The sequence below is a fragment of the Pseudoflavonifractor capillosus genome, from assembly GCF_016899775.1.
Lineage (GTDB): Bacteria > Bacillota > Clostridia > Oscillospirales > Oscillospiraceae > Lawsonibacter.
This window is the reverse complement of sequence record NZ_JACJJE010000064.1, coordinates 1-16,789: the sequence shown is the minus strand read 5'-3', so window position 1 is coordinate 16,789 and position 16,789 is coordinate 1. Positions and strand designations below refer to the sequence as shown.

Genomic DNA, 16,789 nt, shown 5'->3' with positions numbered 1-16,789 from the left:
TATTCACTTCTACAACCATGAGCGCATCCAACTAAAAACTGGAGAGGCGCCGCTGGCGCGACGCCTCTCATACTAAAACTCCTTATTCTTACATCCGCAGGCGCTTTTTGTGATGTCCGTACAATTTGGGGCAGTTCACATTTCAGGCGGCGCTGTCATTTCCTCAAAAAATCAGGCCAGAAGCAGGCGGTCACTCTCCACTTCCTCGCCGGAGGCCGCGGTAAACCGGGCCAACAGTTCAGGCACCGTCAGCTTCTTTTTGTCCTCGCCCCGGATGTCCAGGATGACCCGGCCGGCGTCCAGCATGATGAGCCGGTTGCCGTGGGCGATGGCGTCCTTCATATTGTGGGTGACCATCAGGGTTGTGAGCTTATGCTCCTCCACAATCTGGTCGGACAGCTCCAGCACCTTGGCCGCCGTCTTGGGGTCCAGGGCGGCGGTGTGCTCATCCAGAAGGAGAACCTTGGGCTTTTTCAGGGATGCCATCAGCAGGGTCAGGGCCTGCCGCTGTCCGCCGGAGAGCAGTCCCACCTTGGCGGTGAGCCGGTCCTCCAGCCCCAGTCCCAGGGGGCGGAGCAGCTCTTTGAACTGCTCTCGCTCGCTTTTCTTGATGCCCCAGTGGAGGGTGCGTTTCTCCCCCCGGCGGGCGGCCAGAGCCAGATTCTCCTCAATGGTCATATTGCCCGCCGTCCCCACCATGGGGTCCTGGAACACCCGGCCCAAGTAGACAGCCCGCTGGTGCTCAGACAGTTCGGTGACATCCACGCCGTCAATGCGGACGGTGCCTGCGTCCACCGGCCACACGCCGGAGATGGCGTTGAGCATGGTGGACTTACCCGCCCCGTTTCCGCCGATGACGGTGACGAAGTCCCCCTCCTCCAGGGTGAGAGACAGGTGATTCAGCGCGGCCTTCTCATTGACGGTGCCGGGGTTGAAGGTCTTACAGACCTGATGCAGTTCAAGCATGGTTGCTCCTCCTGTTCCAAGCGGGATCTCTGGGCTGCACGCCGGCGGATACGCTCCGGCGGCGGTTTTTCACGGCCCAATTTGCCTTCCAGTAGGGAATGGCCAGGAAAATGGCCACCACCAGGGCGGAGATCAGCTTCATGTCGTTGGTGTTCAGACCCATGCGGATAACCAGGGCGATGACGATGTAGTAGACGATGGCGCCCACCACCACGCCGGTGAGCTGTCCGCCGAAGGACCGGACACGGGAGAACAGCACCTGGCCGATGATGACGGCGGCCAGCCCGATGACAATGGCGCCCCGGCCCATGTTCACGTCAGAGGCGCTCTGGTACTGGGCAAAGAGGCCGCCGGACAGTCCCACCAGGGCGTTGGACAGGATCAGGGCCACCATCTTAGTTCCGTTCGTGTTGATCCCCTGGGCCCGGGCCATGTTTGGGTTGCTGCCGGTGGCCCGAACGGCGCTCCCCAACTCGGTGCCGAAAAACCAGCACAACACCGCCACAATGCCCACGCAGAACAGCAGGGCGATGAGGCAAGTCTGCTCGGGGTAGCGGATGCTGGCCATCAGAGGGAATTGGTCCACACTGACGGATACGTTGGAGCGGCTGCCCATGATCCGCAGGTTGATGGAGTAGAGGGCCAGCTGGGTCAAAATTCCGGCCAGAATACCCGGAATGCCCATCTTCGTATGCAGGATTCCGGTGACAGCTCCGGTGACGCCGCCGGCGATCAGGGCTCCCACCAGGGCGATAGGGGCGGGGATACCGCTGACGATCATAACCGCGGCCACCGCGCCCCCGGTGCACAGGGAGCCGTCTACCGTCAGGTCCGGGAAATCCAGGATTTTAAAGGTAATGTACACCCCCAGCGCCATCAGGCCCCAGATCAGGCCCTTGGCTACGGCGTCCGGCATCTGGGCCAGGAGCGCGGCGAAAAAGTTCATGGATGGTTCCTCCCGTTACAAAATCTGAAAGCGCGTGCTTACTTTACGTACTGCTGCATGGACTCCGGAATGGTGATGCCCAGCTCGTCGGCCACGCTCTGGTTGATGGTGATGTCCATGTCCTCCACGGACATGACGCCGATGGGCATGGCAGCGGGGTCGGCTCCGTTGACCAGGATGTCATAGGCCATCTCGCCGGCCCGGTAGCCCATGGTGTAGTAGCTGATGGAGATGGACAGCAGAGCGCCGTCGTTCTCGTCGGCGGTAAAGCTGGAGATCACCGGCACTTTTTGGTTCAGAGCCACGTTTTTCACCAGCTCCATGTTTCCGGCCAGCAGGTTGTCGGTGGGGAGATAGATGGCGTCGGCCTGGGTACAGGCCTCGGTGACCACGGTAGAGATGTCGTTGGAGTCGTTGGCGGTGAAGTCCTCGGTGGCGATGCCGGCGGCCTCGAACACGGCGGCGACGTTCTCCGCCTGAATGCGGGAGTTCTCCTCCCCGGAGGAGTAGACAATGGCCACGGTCTGAACGTCGGGCAGCAGCTCCTGGACCAGGGCCAGGTGGTTGCTCACATCGGACAGATCGGAGTAGCCGGTGATATTGGCGCCGGGGGCCTCATTGGAGTCCACGATGCCGGTGGAGACGTAGTCGGTGACGGAGGTGCCCACAATGGGGATGGTGGTGGTGGCCTCCTTGGCGGTCTCGGCAGGCAAGGTGGCGTTGGCCATGATCAGGTCAACATTGTCGGTAACGAACTTGGTAATGATAGAGGTGCAGTTGGTCGGCTCATTGCCGGCGTTCTGATAGTCAAACTCCACCTGGTCGCCCAGCAGCTCGGTGAGGGCGTCCTGGAACCCCCGGGTGGCCTCGTCCAGGGAGGGGTGCTGCATCTGCTGGCAGATGCCGACATTGTAAATCCCGTCGGTTCCGGCAGAGGCGGACGCATCTGCCCCGCTCCCGGAGCCGGAGGCACCGGCAGAGCCAGAGGAGGAGGCGCCGCCCATACAGGCGGTGAGGGACAGGCCCATGGTCAAAACCAGGCCCGCGGCAAGAAGCTTTTTCATGTTTCATTTCTCCTTTGTGAACCAGTTTTGGGGAGATCCCCGTTCCAGATCGGGTCCGCTCCGCCGGAGGCGGTCTGGAAGGCAGGTCCACAGCGGTCGGAGGCACCGGGACCTGCATATACAAAAACGGCTCCGCTGTCTGAAACAACGGAGCCGTTTTGGTATCCTAAAATATCCCAAATGCCTCGATCAGGCTGGCTGCAATTGTTCCAGACGTCTGCTCTGCATAAAGAAGAAGCCAAAAAAGACGTCAAAAAACAGGCCCGCAAAAAAGCGCGCCATGCAGCTAAAGAAAAATCGAGAGGAGACCAGCATGTTCCCATTCTGACCCACACGGCAGATGTTCATTGCGGTCCCCTCCTTCCACCGGATATTCTGGTTTTTCTTTGGATGTATTCAATATAGTCCTGAAGTTTCCGAAATGCAACCCGGAATTTTCGCTAAAATCAAGCTATCTTAGCCAAGAATTTTCTTCCTTTTTTACAAGCCCCCCGCTATTTCTTCCGGCGGTAGGTCACATAGCGGTAGATGATCCCATCCTGCTCCAGGGGGGCGCTCTCCTCCGTCCGCTCCCACGCCGGGTCCTGGTCCAGGTCCGGGAAATGGCAGTCCGCCGGAAACGCCCGGTCTATTTTCGTCACATAGGCGGTGTCGCACCAGGGCAGCAACTGCCGGTACACCGAGGCACCGCCGATGACGAAGGAATCCTCGGGGGCGGCCGCCCGCAGGGTCTCCACATCAGAAAACACCTCCGCCCCCTCCGGGGCAAAGTCTGTGTTCCGGGAGAGGATGAGATTCCGGCGGCCCTTCAGAGGCCGCCCCCCCGGAAAGGTGGCCAAGGTCTTCCTCCCTAAAATCACCGGATGCCCGGTGGTCAGGGACTTGAAGCGCTTCAGGTCCTCCGACAGGTAGACCAGCTGGTCCCCGTCTTTCCCAATAGCCCAGTTTTGATCCACTGCTACGATTACATTCATCAGTTTTGTCCCTTCATATCATAAGAATTGTTCCATTTGCCCCGCCCCTGCGGGGCGGGGTCTGAATACAGCAATCAGACCGCCACCGGGATCTTTCCCTCCAGCTCATGGGCCTGGTACCCCTCCAGCTTCACGCTGTCCCGGGTGAAGGCGTAGAAGTCGGTGACCGACGGGTCCAGGGTAAACTTGGGGGCCTCATAGGGGGTTCGGGCGATGATCTCCTCTACCACCGGCACATGCCGGTCGTAGATATGGGCGTCTGCAATTACGTGAACCAGCTCCCCCGCCTCCAAGCCGGACACCTGGGCCATCATGTGCAGGAGCGTCGCGTACTGCATCACGTTCCAGCCGTTGGCGGTGAGCATGTCCTGAGAGCGCTGGTTCAGGATGCCGTTGAGGGTGTTTCCGCTCACGTTGAAGGTCATGGAGTAGGCACAGGGGTACAGGGCCATCTCGCTTAAATCGTGGTGGTTATAGAGATTGGTGAGGATGCGCCGGGAGCCCGGGTCGTGCTTCAAATCCCACAGGACCTTGTCCACCTGGTCCATGTCCCCCTGGGGGTAGTGGTGCTTCACCCCCAGCTGGTAGCCGTAGGCCTTGCCGATGGAGCCGTTCTCGTCCGCCCAGGCGTCCCAAATGTGGCTGTTCAGGTCATGGACGTTGTTGGACTTCTTCTGCCAGATCCAGAGGAGCTCGTCCACCGCCGACTTGAGGTACTGTCTGCGGACGGTGATGATGGGAAACTCCTTTTTCAGGTCATAGCGGTTGACCACCCCGAAGAGCTTGATGGTGTGGGCGGGCGTCCCGTCCTCCCACTTGGGGCGCACCGGGCGGTCGGTGTCCCACACGCCCTTGGACAAAATATCTTTACAGTTCTGAATGAATACCTGATCGGCGTAACTCATTGCGCAGTTCTCCTTTCGGGGGTATCTTCTGTAGCGTTTGCCGCATGTTCAGCAGACCTTATTATACACGAACCGGCGGCGGGGAACAAGCATTGTTTCCCGCCGCCCGGCCGGTCAGACTCCTTTGTATTTTCGCCGGGTGGCCATCCCGCCCCGGATGTGCCGCTGGGCCTTGTTCTCCTCCAGCACCTGCTTGGCCTGGAGGTACAGGGTGCGGTTAAAGGCGGGGAGCCGCTCGGACAGATCCTTGTGCACCGTGGATTTGCTGATGTTGAATTTCCGGGCCGCGGCGCGCACCGTGGCCTTGTTCTCTATGATGTACAGGGCCAGCTGACAGGCCCGTTCTTCCATGTTTCCTTTCACACAGCAACATCTCCCCCATGATTTGGGTCTGCTGTGCTACTATATGCCGGATTTTCCCAGGGTATGAGCGGTTCACCCGCCGCGCCGCCTTCCGCCCCGCTCCCCTGCCAGGGCGCGCCAATCAAACGGCCGCCGCACCCTTTTGGGCGCGGCGGCCGTATCCAATTACAAATTACAGCTTCAAAATGGGGTAGTCCTGCACCGAGGTCACCGGATTGAGGCCCACCTTGGCGGCCTTCTCCCGGTACTCCTCCACACTGCCGGTGGTGTAGATGTCCAGGGTTCCCTTGCCCGGCTGGTCGTTGACCAGGCCGTTCTCCTGGAGATAGCCGGCGATGGTCTTGGCCATCTGGTCGGCCGGATCAATGAGGGGCAGTCCCGGATACAGCCGCTGGATGTTCTTCTCCACCAGGGGGTAGTGGGTGCAGCCCAGCACGCAGCAGTCGATCTTCTCCTGGTTCACCAGCGCGTCCATGTTGGCCTGGATGTCCGCGTCCAGGATTCCCTGCCCGGCAGGGTCGCCCACGTTGGCCTCCACCAGCCTAGCCAGGTCGGGGCAGCCGTGGCTGACCACCTCCTTGTCCGGGGCCTTCTTGCCGATGAGATCGGGATAGCACCGGGTGGAGTGGGTGAAGCAGGTGGAGATGACGCCCACCTTGTGGACTGCCATCTGGGACACCGCATCCGCTCCCGCCTCCACTACGCTGAGCACCGGGCAGGTCATGTCGCCCCGATACCGGTCAATGAGACAGGAGATGGTGTTGCAGGCCACCAGCAGGGCCTTTACGCCCCGCTCCTCCATAAAGCGGAGCATGTACCGGGTCATGGTCAGAATCTCCTCCGCGGAGTGATTGCCGTAGGGCATGTTGCCCCCGTCTCCGAAGTAGAGCAGATTCTCATGGGGCAGCTGCTGCTGCATTTTCAGGGCGACGCTGAAGCCGCCGATGCCCGAATCAATGATACCGATGGGGCTTGTTTTGGTTGCCATGGGTTTCATCCTTCCTTCTCTTGGGAGCCTCGCTCCCGACTTGCCCCCTATCATAGCACACTTTCATCAAAAAAGGTACCCTGTTTTTCAAATCTATTCGACATTTTTACGAAGGCGGACTTTGGTCCGGAATAGAATCGTCTGATAGAGCACAATGGCCGACCAGCCCGTGCCGATGGCCAGGGCCACGCCGGCCAGCCCCATGGGTCCGGCCAGGGTGTAGGCCAGAATCACCCGGATGGTCTGCTGAAGCACGCTGCCGATCACCGGCACGGACACCCAGCCCATCCCCCGGTAGAGCCCCACATAAGCGCTGCCGATGAAGCACAGCACATAGAACACGGAGATCCACCGCAGATAGGCCATCCCCTCGTCCATAGCCGCCGGGGACGCCTCCCCCAGCATCAGTGCCATGGAGGCGCGGGCCCCCACAAACATAGTGAGGGACATGGCCAGCCCCAGGCCGATCATCAGCGCCATTCCGGTAAAAAAGCCCCGTCTCACCCGCTCCGGCCTGCCTCCGCCGGTGTTCTGGGCCACAAAGACGGACACCGCCTCCGCTCCGCTGTCCCCAAAGGAGTTGGCAAATCCCTCAATGCGGGTGGCGGCGGTAAAGGCGTTGATGGTGTCCGTCCCCTGGGCGTTTACCGCCCCCTGGACCAGCAGCTTGCCGATGTACACCGCGGACTGGTGGAGGGCGGACACTACGCCGAAGGCGGCCGTCCGCCTGAGCATGCCCCAGTCCATCTTCATATCAGCCCGGCCGAACAGCAGTTGGGGTAGCCGCCATTTCAAATAGGCCAGCGCCATCAGCGCCGCCGCCCCCTGGGCCAGCACCGTTGCGATGGCCGCCCCGGCAATGCCCATGGAGCAAGCCCCCACGAAGAGGAGATCCAGCCCCACATTCAGCATGGTGGCCGCCGCCAGGGGAAGCAGGGCCGCCAGGGTGTTCCCCGCCGCCCGCAGAGCCGCCGAGCCCAGGTTATAGAGAAAGGTCACCGGCAAACCGAGAAAGATCACATTCAGATACTCCGTCACCAGGGGCCGCAGCTCCCCCGGGGTCTGGATCAGCCCCAGCAGGGGCCCCAGTAGGACCAGGCCCCCCAGTCCCAAAACCGCCGTCAGCAGCAGGCCGAACACCAGGGAAAGAAACCCCTCCCGCCGGAAGGAGGCCAGGTCCCGGCTGCCGTAAAACTGGGCAAAAAGCACCGCAATGCCTGTACAGCAGCCGCTGAGGATGAAAATGAACAGGTTCATCACCGTACCGGCCACCCCCACGGCCCCGAAGGAGGCGCCGCCCAAAAAGCGGCCGATGATGAAAGCGTCCACTGTGTTGTAGAGCTGCTGCAGGATATTCCCGCAGATCAAGGGCAGGGCCAGCCAGATCAGCTGTCTGGGGATGCTGCCCTGAGTCAGTACCACAGCCCGGCCCATAGAAGACTCCCTCCTTCTCTCCCCTCCATGATACCCCAGGCAAACGCCCTTGTAAAATACGGTTTTCTCCCTTATAATATAAATCGTATTTTATAGGTCGAGGTGCACTATGACACAATTGGAGCTGCAAGCCTTTCTGGCCGTCATGCGGACCGGGAGTTTTTCCCAGGCCGCTCAGTCCCTGTTTATCTCCCAGCCCGCCCTGAGCCGGCGAATCCGGACCTTGGAGGAGGAGCTTGGATTCCGCCTGTTGGAGCGGCAGAAAGGGGCCCGCTCGGTGGAGCCCACCCAGGAGGGGCGGGCCTTCACCCCTGTGGCGGAGCACTGGCTCGCCCTGTGGGAGGAGGCCCGGAGCATCCCCCAGCGGGAGGAGAACCAGGTCTTTCGGGTCGCCTCCGTGGGCAGCGTGTCCACCTACATCCTCGCCCCTGTACTCCAGCGCTTTCTGCTGGACGGGACCAGCAGCCTCACCTTCCACCAGTACCACTCTCTGGAGTCCTACGGCTATGTGGAGCGTGGGGAGGTGGATTTGGCCTTCATCTCCGACGACATGTTCCGCCGTCAGGTGGAGACCATCCCCGCTTTCCGGGAGCCCATGCGCCTGGTCACCAGGCCCGGCTCCCCCCTGCCCCAGCACGTCCACCCCTCCCAGCTGGACAGCGCCCGGGAGATCCGCATGCAGTGGAACCCGGAGTACGACCTGTGGCACGCCTTCTGGTTCGGCTCCAGCTCGGTCCCCCGCATGTGGTTCGACCAGATGTCTCTGATGGAGGAGGCCATCCAGTGGGAGGACAACTGGCTCATTGCCCCGGCCAGCGTGGCCGCCTCCCTGGTCCAGAGCGGCCGGGCCCAGCTCCACACCCTCCAGGAGGGTCCCCCGGACCGGATCATCTACTACCTGCTGGGCCCCCGGCGCAAGAACACCCAGACCCACCGCCTGCTGAAACTGCTCCAGGACCGGCTGGAGGAACTGGAGGGCGTGATCTCCCTGCTGTGACCCTCTTATTTACATAATTTTTATCATCTTACTTTATGGCAACAGTGTCTCTCCACACTTTCCACCGTATTGTCCACATTTCTTCTCCATATTCTACATTTTTCAGGAATTTTACAAGTAATTTTCTTAAACTTTTCAAAATCTTCTCGCCCTCGCAAGGCGACATAACACTATTTAGCTTTCCGCCGACCACTTTCTGCAAAAAGTACTGAACGCCCCGGAGCGCCGTGACTCACCGCGCTCCGGGGCGTTCTATCATTTTTGTGCCGTACTTCTTCTGACCGCGGGACGTTCAGGAGGCCCGCATGGTGACAACCACCAGCTCCGGCGCGTTCCACAGCCGGGGAAAAGGGGTGCCGTTGCCCAGGCCGCGGCTGACCACCACCCAGGTCTCCCCGGCCAGGTACGTCCCAGCGGTGTAGTCGGGGAACGCCCCCTCGTCCGGAGCAAACAACGGCCCGATCAGGGGCATGCGCACCTGTCCCCCGTGGGCGTGGCCGGAGAACACCAGGTCCGCTCCGCTGTCGGCGTACTCCTCCATCAGGCTGGGGCGATGGGAGAGCACCACATCCAGCGCTCCATCTTTGGAAAGTTTTTTCACTTTACCCTCTATCTGTTCCCTTGCTTTCTCTCTCCCATCCGGTGAAAAGGTCAAGTCCAGCAGGCCGATGACGTTCACCAGCTTTCCGCCGTGCCACAACTGGGCCGACTGGTCCTCCAGCACAGTAACTCCGGCATCCTCCAGCCCCTCCCGTAACTCGGGGTAACAAGGGTTATCCGCCTCGTGGTTGCCCGGGGCGTAGTAAGCCGGGGCAATCTGCGCAGCCATGGCCGCCAAGGAGAGGGCACAGCTCAGGTCCCGGTCCTCCCGGTTTACCAGGTCGCCGGTAAAGACGATCAGGTCGGGGGCCGCCTCCCGCAGAGCCCTTTGCAGCTTCCCCTGAATGTCCGCGCTGTGCACGTCGGAGATCTGGGCAATTTTCAGGCCGTCCAGTCCCTCAAGCCCCTCCGGGAGCGGGAGCTCATAGCGGGTCACCCCAAGTTCGCCCTGGAGGGCCCACACTGCCCCGGCACACAGGGCTGCCCCCGCCGCCAGGGCCAGGACTCCCGCCTTCCATCTCTTTGTGTGTCTGTCCATAGCCGCCCTCCATCTGTTTTTCAATGGGGCTATGGTAGCATAAATTTTTTCAAATAGCCAGAACATTTTGTTAAGTTTCGCTCCGCTTCCTCCAGCGGGCGGCAAACAGGACCGCAAACTGCATCACGCAGGAAGTTGCCAGCAGAAAACCAGAGAGCCAGACCGCCGTGTCGCTGGTATCCATGAGGGCGGACCAATCCCCAGCCTGAACATAGCTGTCTCCATAGCGCAGCTGAAAATACAAAGCCGCTGCACAGCACAGAGCGCCGGCCCAGCACCACAGGGCCGCCTCCGCCCCAGCTTTTCGGCTCTGTCTCCGCAGCCCCCACAGGGGCAGGAACCAGGCGGCCAGCCCCAGCAGCAGGCTGGCCAGATTCATCCATCCATCGTACATTCTGAAACCTTCTTTCGTCATTCGTCCTCTTGCAGGCACTCGCCATACGGCACACCCACGTCCACCGATCTCGTCCCCCGGACCAGGGGACCATGGTACTCATAATACACATAAAAGGGGTTCAGAAATCCTCTGTCCTCCTCCACCAGCGTCCGGTCCTGGGAGGCAACCACCCGCTCTTCCACCGTGGAAAAAGTCCAGAAAAAAAGGCCTTCCGTGACCGCAGAACCAATCACAACACAAATACTGACGCCCAGAATGATTTTTCTTACTACGGAATACGCCTCATCCCGGCAGAGGACGGAGAGCCCCACCAGCAGCGTCCAGACCACCGCCAGCACCAGGGCCGCTCCCTGAAGAAAAGATACCAGCCACGCCCGCCAGGCCAGGCCAAAAGCGGCCAGCACCGGCTCTCCCACAAGCCACAAAATTAGGTCCACCGCCAGCAGCCCCAGCATCCAGGCCAGAAACTTCCACTCGCCCCGCCAGTCCGTGCGCAGGCAGCGCGCCGCCTCCCATAGGACCACAAGGGCCGCGGGGACCCAACCATACAAGAAAAGAAACCATACCTGTTCCATGTTTGATTTTCCCCCATGACCGTCATTTCCAGCGGCCTTATTTGGCTGGCGGCCCTAGTGAAGGCGCTCCCCATACTCCAGCCCCAGCTCCAGCGGTTCCAGCCCCCGGACCAGAGGGCCGTGCCAGGCGTAATAGATGTAATCCGGGTCCAGAAACCCCTGGTCCTCCTCCACCAGCATCCGGTCCCGCCAGGTCACCGTCCGCTCTGGGCGGATGGCGAGAAACCAACTAGGGAGTCCAACCGTCACCAGATAGGCGATCACCACCAATCCGCTGATTCCCACCACGATCTGGTGCGCCAACTGGAGCGTATCCCTCTGTTCCAAATAACATCCCAAAATTTGAAACACGCCGAGGAAAGTCAGCAGCCCCAGCGCCCCCGCAAACAGGGAGCGCACCCAGGCCCGCCAAGCCAGGCCGAACATTGCCAGCGTAAACTCTCCCGCCAGTTGGAGAAGGGACACCGCCAGGAACAGGGCCAGCACCCAGCCCAGCGCCCGCCGGTCCTTTCGCTTACAAGTTACCCGGCCGGGCAGCAGGCAGTACAGAGCCGCCGCCAGCAGCACTGCCGCCGCAGGAATAAAAGCTGTCAGCAGAGCGGCCAGCAAATGCTCCATCCCTCAATTCCTCCACGGCTCCGTTGTCCCCACCGTCATGCGGCTGTGTTCCTCCAGAGTGACATACACCCGCGCCTCCCCCAGATTGACCCGGCGGCGGCCCACCTGGTTCCCATCCAGGTCCCACAGCTCCACCCACACCGGCCCAAGGTCGTCCACCTCGAAGCCGTAGCTCTCTCCCCGCTCCAGAGGGTGTCCATCTGCCAGAGAGACGGACTGGCTCTCCCCCTCACCGGATACAGAGATGCTTCCCAAAATGGCCGTACTGTCGTTGTACACCACCAGATCCGGGTCCTCGGTCCCCGAAGCTCCGGCGGAACAGCCGGAGCAGACTGCTCCGGCCAGCAGGAGGACCGCCGCTATCCCACTCACTCGTCTCATTGCGCATGCTCCTTTCTTAACAGGCTTTCATACCGTCCAAGTACAAATCCGATTCAAAACAGGGCATCTTATTTCTTCTCCTCCATCTGCATCTGCTGAAACCAGGGTGCTGCCGTTCCAGCGGTCATCTGCCCGTGCTCCCCCAGGGTAACGTAGATTCGACGCTCCTCCAAGTCCACATGGCACCGGCCGGCAGACCGCCCCTCCAAATCCCACAGCTCCACGGCGGCCCGGCCCCCATCCACAAAGAAGAAACCGTAGCTCTCCCCCCGCTCCATGGGCTCTGACAGAGAGACGCATTTGCGCTCCTGCTCCGTGGCAGCAGTAATGCCCCCAATCACTGCCGTGCTGTCATTGTATACGATGAGGTCCGAGATCGGATCTCCCTCCGCCTGCCAGGGCGCTGAAGCGGCCCAGCTTCCGGCCAGCAGCAGCCAGACGGCACAGGCCAGCAGGGCGCACATCATCTGTATGACCACCACGCCCCGCTCTCCGCCCGCCTGGAGCCAGAAGTAGAACAGGAGGAACAGCACCAGCCCGGATGCCAGGTACAGGGCGGTCCAGAGGTCGGAAGGATGGAACAGGAGGAGCCCTCTCCACACCAGCACCCCGGTGAGCAGAAAAAACACCGCTCCCCACCGCTTCTCCCGGCGGCTCCGGCGGGCGAAGAAGATCATTCCGGACAGGGAAAACCGGTACCCTCTCTCGATCCAGGCTCGTCCGATCCAGAGCGTCCAAAGCGCAAAAACAATGAGGGCCGCGGCCGCCATCACCCAGAAAAAGGGGATGAACAGCAGGGCGGCCAGGTTATCCACCCCAGGCACCGGCGTATGGAGCACCTCCCGGGTACCTTGGAAAAAGCAAAGCCAGTGAAACAGCGACACAAGGCACATCAGGCCCCAGAAGCTCCATTTCCGCACGGCCGCCGCCCCCTAAAATTCCATCTCATAGTAGTACCAGCGCTCATCCAGCTCCTGGATGTAGCAGCGGTTGTCCCCGCCGCTCTCCTCCCAGCGCCAGCCGTCCCTGTCGGAAATCCAGCCCTCCAGCCGCGAGCCCTGAAAGCCCAGCCGCTCCCCGGAGGGCACGTATTGGATACCCCAGTATGTTGTGGAGGACCCTATCCCAGAGCTTCCCATGGAAAAGTCCACCGCCGTCCCTCCATAATCCCAGAGGGTCACGTCCCGCACCCCAAAGGGACGGGGGATTCCCTGACCGCTCCCCTGCTCCACCGCCTGAGCGGCGGCGGAGTCAAAATCAGTCCGGTTCTGCTGGAACAGCAGTTTGGCATAGCTTCTGGCCAGGGGGCCGCCCTGGAGGGCGGTCCAAAGTGCGCCCAGCACCAAAAACAGGACCACAATTAGGGCAATTCGAAGCACTCGTTTTCGATTCATCGGCACTCCTCCCGTTCAAACGCGATCACTGTAAACAGCGCAATTCAAAAAGGCCGGCAAAGATCTCACAGCGGGCCATTTATTCCGTTCAATTCATGCGCGATACCCTGGAACTCTGTCCTAGTCGCTCCAGACAAACAGAGCATCCCGTCCCCGGACAAACGGCCCGGCGTAGGCATAGCCGGTCTCCTCAAAGATCCCGGTGTTTTCCAGCACCACCGTCTGCCCCTCCCACTCAGTCACCAAGTCGGCGGCAGAAGAAAATACCAGCCGCAGTCCAGCATACCCTATCGCAGAACCGATCAGCGCCACCAGCCATAGGGCAGACAGCCACTTGATCCAGTTGGGACGCTCTGGATTGTCCATCAGCCGGTCCACCGTCTTTGCGCCCAGAAAGCACAGCATCCCCAGCAGAGAATAGGTCATCAGGGCCTTGACCCACCGACGCCAGCTCAATTCCGCCAGGGAGAGCAGGAACGCTCCGCCAAAGCGCAGGAAAAACAGCAGGAGTGCCGCAAAAACCAGTCTGCGCAGAAATTTTTTCTTCCGCACACCCTCGTAAAACCAGCCCTCGCACAGCACCACCGGGAACAAGCCCCAGGCCAGCAGTCCAATGCAGATCCCCACAAACATCCAGGGCCGACTTGCGGCCAGAAACACCATCTCCAGCATTCCCATGGCGTGTGTCACTCCTTGTCAGACATCCACTTCAAAAGGAGCCCCGTCTGTCAGTTCAGGTCCTCTCCCCAGGGCTCCTCGGACCAGCCCAGACTTTCACCCAGCAGGAAGGGGCCGTTGTAGGCGTAGTAGCTATAGGTGGTCTCCATCCAGCTGAGCTCCTGCATGACCACTTTCTGGCCCCTCCAATCCCCTACCGTTTCCGGTCGGGCGGTTAGCAGGGTGAAAAAAAGTCCCCAGAGCAGCACCGAATACACAGACAGCGCAGCCCCAGCCTTGACCAGCCGCCTGAGCCAGCGCCTGGAAATATGCCGCCCGCCATACCAAGCGGTTACCACCAGCAGGACCAGGAACAGCAGAACCAGCAGGCAGAGCGGGCCGGTAGTCAGCCAGCTGCGCAGGCGGAGGTCATAGGCCTCCGCGAGCTTGGGCCCTCCCCACAGGATAAGCATGCACACCAGGCAGCCCCCCGCCAGCGGCAGGAGCACCTTCCTGGACCTTGGCTCCTTGACCACCAGCCAGATCGAGGCCGCCAGCGCGGGCAGCCACAGCACAGCAGAATACTGCCCCACCAAAATGAGCAGTGCCACCGGCACCACAACCCACTCCACCATTATTTACTCCTCCTCGTCGGGCACATATATAGCCGTTCCCTCCCAAAATACCAATGGATTCCGGCCCCGCCGTCTATTCAGGTAAGTCAATTCAACGGCTTATCGATGGAGGGGGTACCCTCCGCATCCAGGCTCACTCCGATGGAACCAAACCACAAATAGGAAACTGTGGCCTTAAGCCCGTTCTCTCCATTCTCTTGAACGGTAATGTAGTGGGCCAAAAGGGGAACCCGCCGGGAATAAAAGCCACCCCAGAAAGTCCGCAGTTTCTCCCGCTGCTCCTGAGTTACAGGCTTCTCCAAATTTTCTGGGCAGGTCACCCAGGGGTGTCCCCAAATCCAGGCGGCGTATCCCGCCATCAAGCACAGCGTCAGAAAGAATACTTTCCAGGGAAATGGCCGCTGCCGCCACGCCCCCACTAAAATAGCCGGGACAGCCGCTAAAAACAGCGTAATTCCCAGGAGAAAGGCGTAGACCAGAAATTGAAGTACATTTTCGCCCATATACTCACGTCTCCCCGTCGGGCACATACTCCAAAATGTCACCCGGCTGGCAGTCCAGGGCCTTGCAGATGGCCTCCAGGGTGGAGAAGCGCACCGCCCGGGCCTTGTTGTTCTTCAAAATGGACAGGTTTGCCATGGTGATGTCCACCTTCTGGGCCAGTTCCCCCAGGGACATCTTCCGCTTGGCCATCATCACGTCCAGATTTACGACAATTCCCATGTTCTCCCGCCCCCTCAGATGGTCAAGTCCTGGTCCTCCTGGAGCTCCGCCGCCTGGCGGAACAGGGCGGACATGACCAGGAACAGCAGGCCGCCCATGAAAAACACCGGAATGGCCAGGGCATTGTAGGTAAACAGGGGCGCCATATTTTTCAAGGTAAATATCTCCCATAGAAACCGGATCAGCGCCGCCCCGCTGATCCCCCAGCAGCACAGCGCCGCCCGATTCATAGACTTGGCATTCCGCATCTGGAATGGGTTTCCCTCCTGAATGGTATTCAAAATCCAATGGGCCTGCCGCAGCATACAGGCGGAGCACAGGCCACAGAACAAAAGGAACAGGCTCCCGCTCAGCTGAAAGGTCACCGGGTCCATCCACACAAAGATCCATCCGAACACCACGGCAAACACACCGGCAAACACAATGTCGTCCTCGCCCGCATAGACGACGGAATCCAGAAAATCCCTCGCTCCGCCGATCAAATTATAGGGGTCGTGGGCCAAAAGTCCGGGGATCAAGATGATCGCCAAAATATTTGCCGCAAAGGTGATGGTCACCAGAACATTCAATATCTTCGCCAGCTTCTGCACATTCGTCTGTTCCATGGAAAATTCCCCCTTTATCTTGACCGCAGGATAACACGTCAAAAACTGTTTGTCAATATATTTTTATTGTTTTTCGATAAATTTAAGAAATGCAAAACCCCGCTCTCCACTGAGATGGGAGCGGGGTTCCTGTCATGTCAATTCTCTTTACAGCACAAGGGCCTGAGCGTATCGCTTCAATTCCTGCCGCCGTTTCCGCCAGTCCGGCATCCTTGCGTCCATGGCCGCGTAGAAGCCGGGGCCGTGGTCGTGGTGGAGAAAATGGACCAGCTCGTGGAGGGCCACATAGTCTCTCAGAAATTCCGGACAGCGGGCCAGGGCGGTGTTCAGGGTGATGTACCCCTGCCGGTAGTGGCAGTTGCCCCACTGGCTTTTCATCTTCCGCAGTTTGATTTGGGGCATGGGCACGCCGCTTCCGGCCACCAGGGGGTAGACCCGCAGGACGGCCTCCCCCAGCAGGCGGGCGCACTCCCTCCGGTCCGGCTCCGGCAGCAGGGGCGGGGCCTCCTCCGGCTTTGGGAGGTGGCCCACAATCCAGCCGCTTTTCTCAATCACAAAGGCGTCCGCCCGCTCCGCCGGGCACCGCAGGGGGACGGAGAGGACCACTTCTCCCGTCCGGTCCAGACGGAGGTTCAGGTTTTTTACCCGCTTTTTCACCAGGCGGTAGGTGATGGGGCCCTCGGGCGTGGCCACCAGGCGGTACTGTTCCACGGTCTCTCTCCCTCCCTGTTTGGATTTCGTCTTCCGTATTGTAGCAGGGTTTTTCTTTTAAAACAAGGTGGAGCAGGTTTTCTCAGGGGTGGGGAGTTTCGCCGCCTGCTCCCTTTAAGCCTTCCCCCTGGGGGGAAGGTGGCACGGCGAAGCCGTGACGGATGAGGGGGCGATGAGGGAATTGTTGCGTTGGTGGCAGGGGGATTTCGCTGCCTGCGGGCAGCGAGTGACTTTCCCAGCGTGCCGATTTACAATGCAAGTGCAACAGTAAATAAAAAGAGTGACTCAAAGAGGAAAAGCCAGTAAAATGGTAGTTGC

General features: G+C 60.4%; 23 protein-coding genes. 1 reads left to right on the top strand and 22 read right to left on the bottom strand.

The features are described 5' to 3' along the window. Positions 1-171: 171 nt before the first annotated feature. From H6B31_RS14540 to H6B31_RS14500, 9 genes are all read right to left on the bottom strand, one after another. Positions 172-966, bottom strand: coding sequence for an ABC transporter ATP-binding protein (locus H6B31_RS14540; RefSeq protein ID WP_204899160.1), 795 nt, complete (start codon positions 964-966; stop codon positions 172-174). Then, a complete protein-coding gene (locus H6B31_RS14535) occupies positions 959-1,912 on the bottom strand; it encodes an ABC transporter permease (protein WP_204899159.1) in 954 nt (317 codons plus the stop codon). The genes H6B31_RS14540 and H6B31_RS14535 overlap by 8 nt, the downstream gene beginning before the upstream one ends. Positions 1,913-1,950: 38 nt before the next feature. Continuing rightward, positions 1,951-2,976 (bottom strand): ABC transporter substrate-binding protein, encoded by a 1,026-nt coding sequence (locus tag H6B31_RS14530; protein WP_204899158.1) that lies wholly within the window; start codon positions 2,974-2,976, stop codon positions 1,951-1,953. A gap of 189 nt (positions 2,977-3,165) precedes the next feature. Continuing rightward, positions 3,166-3,324, bottom strand: a complete 159-nt coding sequence (locus H6B31_RS14525; protein ID WP_204899157.1) for a hypothetical protein — start codon at positions 3,322-3,324, stop codon at positions 3,166-3,168. Positions 3,325-3,470: 146 nt separating this feature from the next. Continuing rightward, positions 3,471-3,950: a dihydrofolate reductase gene (locus H6B31_RS14520; RefSeq protein WP_204899156.1), complete on the bottom strand. Its 480-nt coding sequence runs from the start codon at positions 3,948-3,950 to the stop codon at positions 3,471-3,473. A 74-nt stretch (positions 3,951-4,024) separates the two neighbouring features. Next, a complete protein-coding gene (gene thyA, locus H6B31_RS14515) occupies positions 4,025-4,855 on the bottom strand; it encodes a thymidylate synthase (protein WP_204899155.1) in 831 nt (276 codons plus the stop codon). 114 nt (positions 4,856-4,969) lie between these two features. Then, entirely contained in the window at positions 4,970-5,218 is a 249-nt protein-coding gene (locus tag H6B31_RS14510) for a sporulation transcriptional regulator SpoIIID (protein WP_087287509.1), read from the bottom strand. A 172-nt stretch (positions 5,219-5,390) separates the two neighbouring features. Continuing rightward, positions 5,391-6,206, bottom strand: coding sequence for a glutamate racemase (murI, locus tag H6B31_RS14505; protein ID WP_204899154.1), 816 nt, complete (start codon positions 6,204-6,206; stop codon positions 5,391-5,393). A gap of 93 nt (positions 6,207-6,299) precedes the next feature. Next, positions 6,300-7,640, bottom strand: a complete 1,341-nt coding sequence (locus tag H6B31_RS14500; RefSeq protein ID WP_204899153.1) for an MATE family efflux transporter — start codon at positions 7,638-7,640, stop codon at positions 6,300-6,302. 109 nt (positions 7,641-7,749) lie between these two features. On the opposite strand from H6B31_RS14500, the gene H6B31_RS14495 reads away from it, so the two are divergent. After that, on the top strand, positions 7,750-8,637 hold the full coding sequence (locus H6B31_RS14495) for a LysR family transcriptional regulator (protein ID WP_204899152.1): 888 nt from the start codon (positions 7,750-7,752) through the stop codon (positions 8,635-8,637). A 292-nt stretch (positions 8,638-8,929) separates the two neighbouring features. Here the strand turns inward: H6B31_RS14495 and H6B31_RS14490 are convergent, their stop codons facing one another. From H6B31_RS14490 to H6B31_RS14430, 13 genes are all read right to left on the bottom strand, one after another. Then, positions 8,930-9,775 (bottom strand): metallophosphoesterase, encoded by an 846-nt coding sequence (locus tag H6B31_RS14490; protein WP_204899151.1) that lies wholly within the window; start codon positions 9,773-9,775, stop codon positions 8,930-8,932. 70 nt (positions 9,776-9,845) lie between these two features. Continuing rightward, positions 9,846-10,169, bottom strand: a complete 324-nt coding sequence (locus H6B31_RS14485; RefSeq protein ID WP_204899150.1) for a hypothetical protein — start codon at positions 10,167-10,169, stop codon at positions 9,846-9,848. Positions 10,170-10,186: 17 nt separating this feature from the next. Further along, positions 10,187-10,747, bottom strand: a complete 561-nt coding sequence (locus H6B31_RS14480; protein WP_204899149.1) for a phage holin family protein — start codon at positions 10,745-10,747, stop codon at positions 10,187-10,189. 54 nt (positions 10,748-10,801) lie between these two features. Then, on the bottom strand, positions 10,802-11,365 hold the full coding sequence (locus tag H6B31_RS14475) for a hypothetical protein (RefSeq protein WP_204899148.1): 564 nt from the start codon (positions 11,363-11,365) through the stop codon (positions 10,802-10,804). A gap of 3 nt (positions 11,366-11,368) precedes the next feature. Next, a complete protein-coding gene (locus H6B31_RS14470; protein ID WP_204899147.1) occupies positions 11,369-11,746 on the bottom strand; it encodes a hypothetical protein in 378 nt (125 codons plus the stop codon). A gap of 68 nt (positions 11,747-11,814) precedes the next feature. Further along, the gene (locus H6B31_RS14465; protein ID WP_204899146.1) at positions 11,815-12,666 is read right to left on the bottom strand and encodes a hypothetical protein; all 852 of its coding nucleotides are present in this window, start codon (positions 12,664-12,666) and stop codon (positions 11,815-11,817) included. Between the two features lie 12 nt (positions 12,667-12,678). After that, positions 12,679-13,140, bottom strand: coding sequence for a hypothetical protein (locus tag H6B31_RS14460; RefSeq protein ID WP_204899145.1), 462 nt, complete (start codon positions 13,138-13,140; stop codon positions 12,679-12,681). Positions 13,141-13,260: 120 nt separating this feature from the next. Further along, positions 13,261-13,818 carry a hypothetical protein gene (locus H6B31_RS14455; protein WP_204899144.1) on the bottom strand — a complete coding sequence of 186 codons (558 nt, stop codon included), beginning with the start codon at positions 13,816-13,818 and terminating at the stop codon, positions 13,261-13,263. 50 nt (positions 13,819-13,868) lie between these two features. Further along, the gene (locus H6B31_RS14450; RefSeq protein WP_204899143.1) at positions 13,869-14,432 is read right to left on the bottom strand and encodes a phospholipase D-like domain-containing protein; all 564 of its coding nucleotides are present in this window, start codon (positions 14,430-14,432) and stop codon (positions 13,869-13,871) included. Positions 14,433-14,518: 86 nt separating this feature from the next. Then, complete coding sequence (locus H6B31_RS14445) at positions 14,519-14,935, bottom strand: hypothetical protein (protein ID WP_204899142.1); 417 nt, start codon at positions 14,933-14,935, stop codon at positions 14,519-14,521. 4 nt (positions 14,936-14,939) lie between these two features. Further along, complete coding sequence (locus H6B31_RS14440; protein ID WP_204899141.1) at positions 14,940-15,155, bottom strand: helix-turn-helix domain-containing protein; 216 nt, start codon at positions 15,153-15,155, stop codon at positions 14,940-14,942. 14 nt (positions 15,156-15,169) lie between these two features. After that, complete coding sequence (locus tag H6B31_RS14435; protein ID WP_204899140.1) at positions 15,170-15,760, bottom strand: DUF2975 domain-containing protein; 591 nt, start codon at positions 15,758-15,760, stop codon at positions 15,170-15,172. Between the two features lie 147 nt (positions 15,761-15,907). Further along, positions 15,908-16,471, bottom strand: a complete 564-nt coding sequence (locus H6B31_RS14430) for a YgjP-like metallopeptidase domain-containing protein (protein WP_204899139.1) — start codon at positions 16,469-16,471, stop codon at positions 15,908-15,910. Positions 16,472-16,789: the final 318 nt, after the last annotated feature.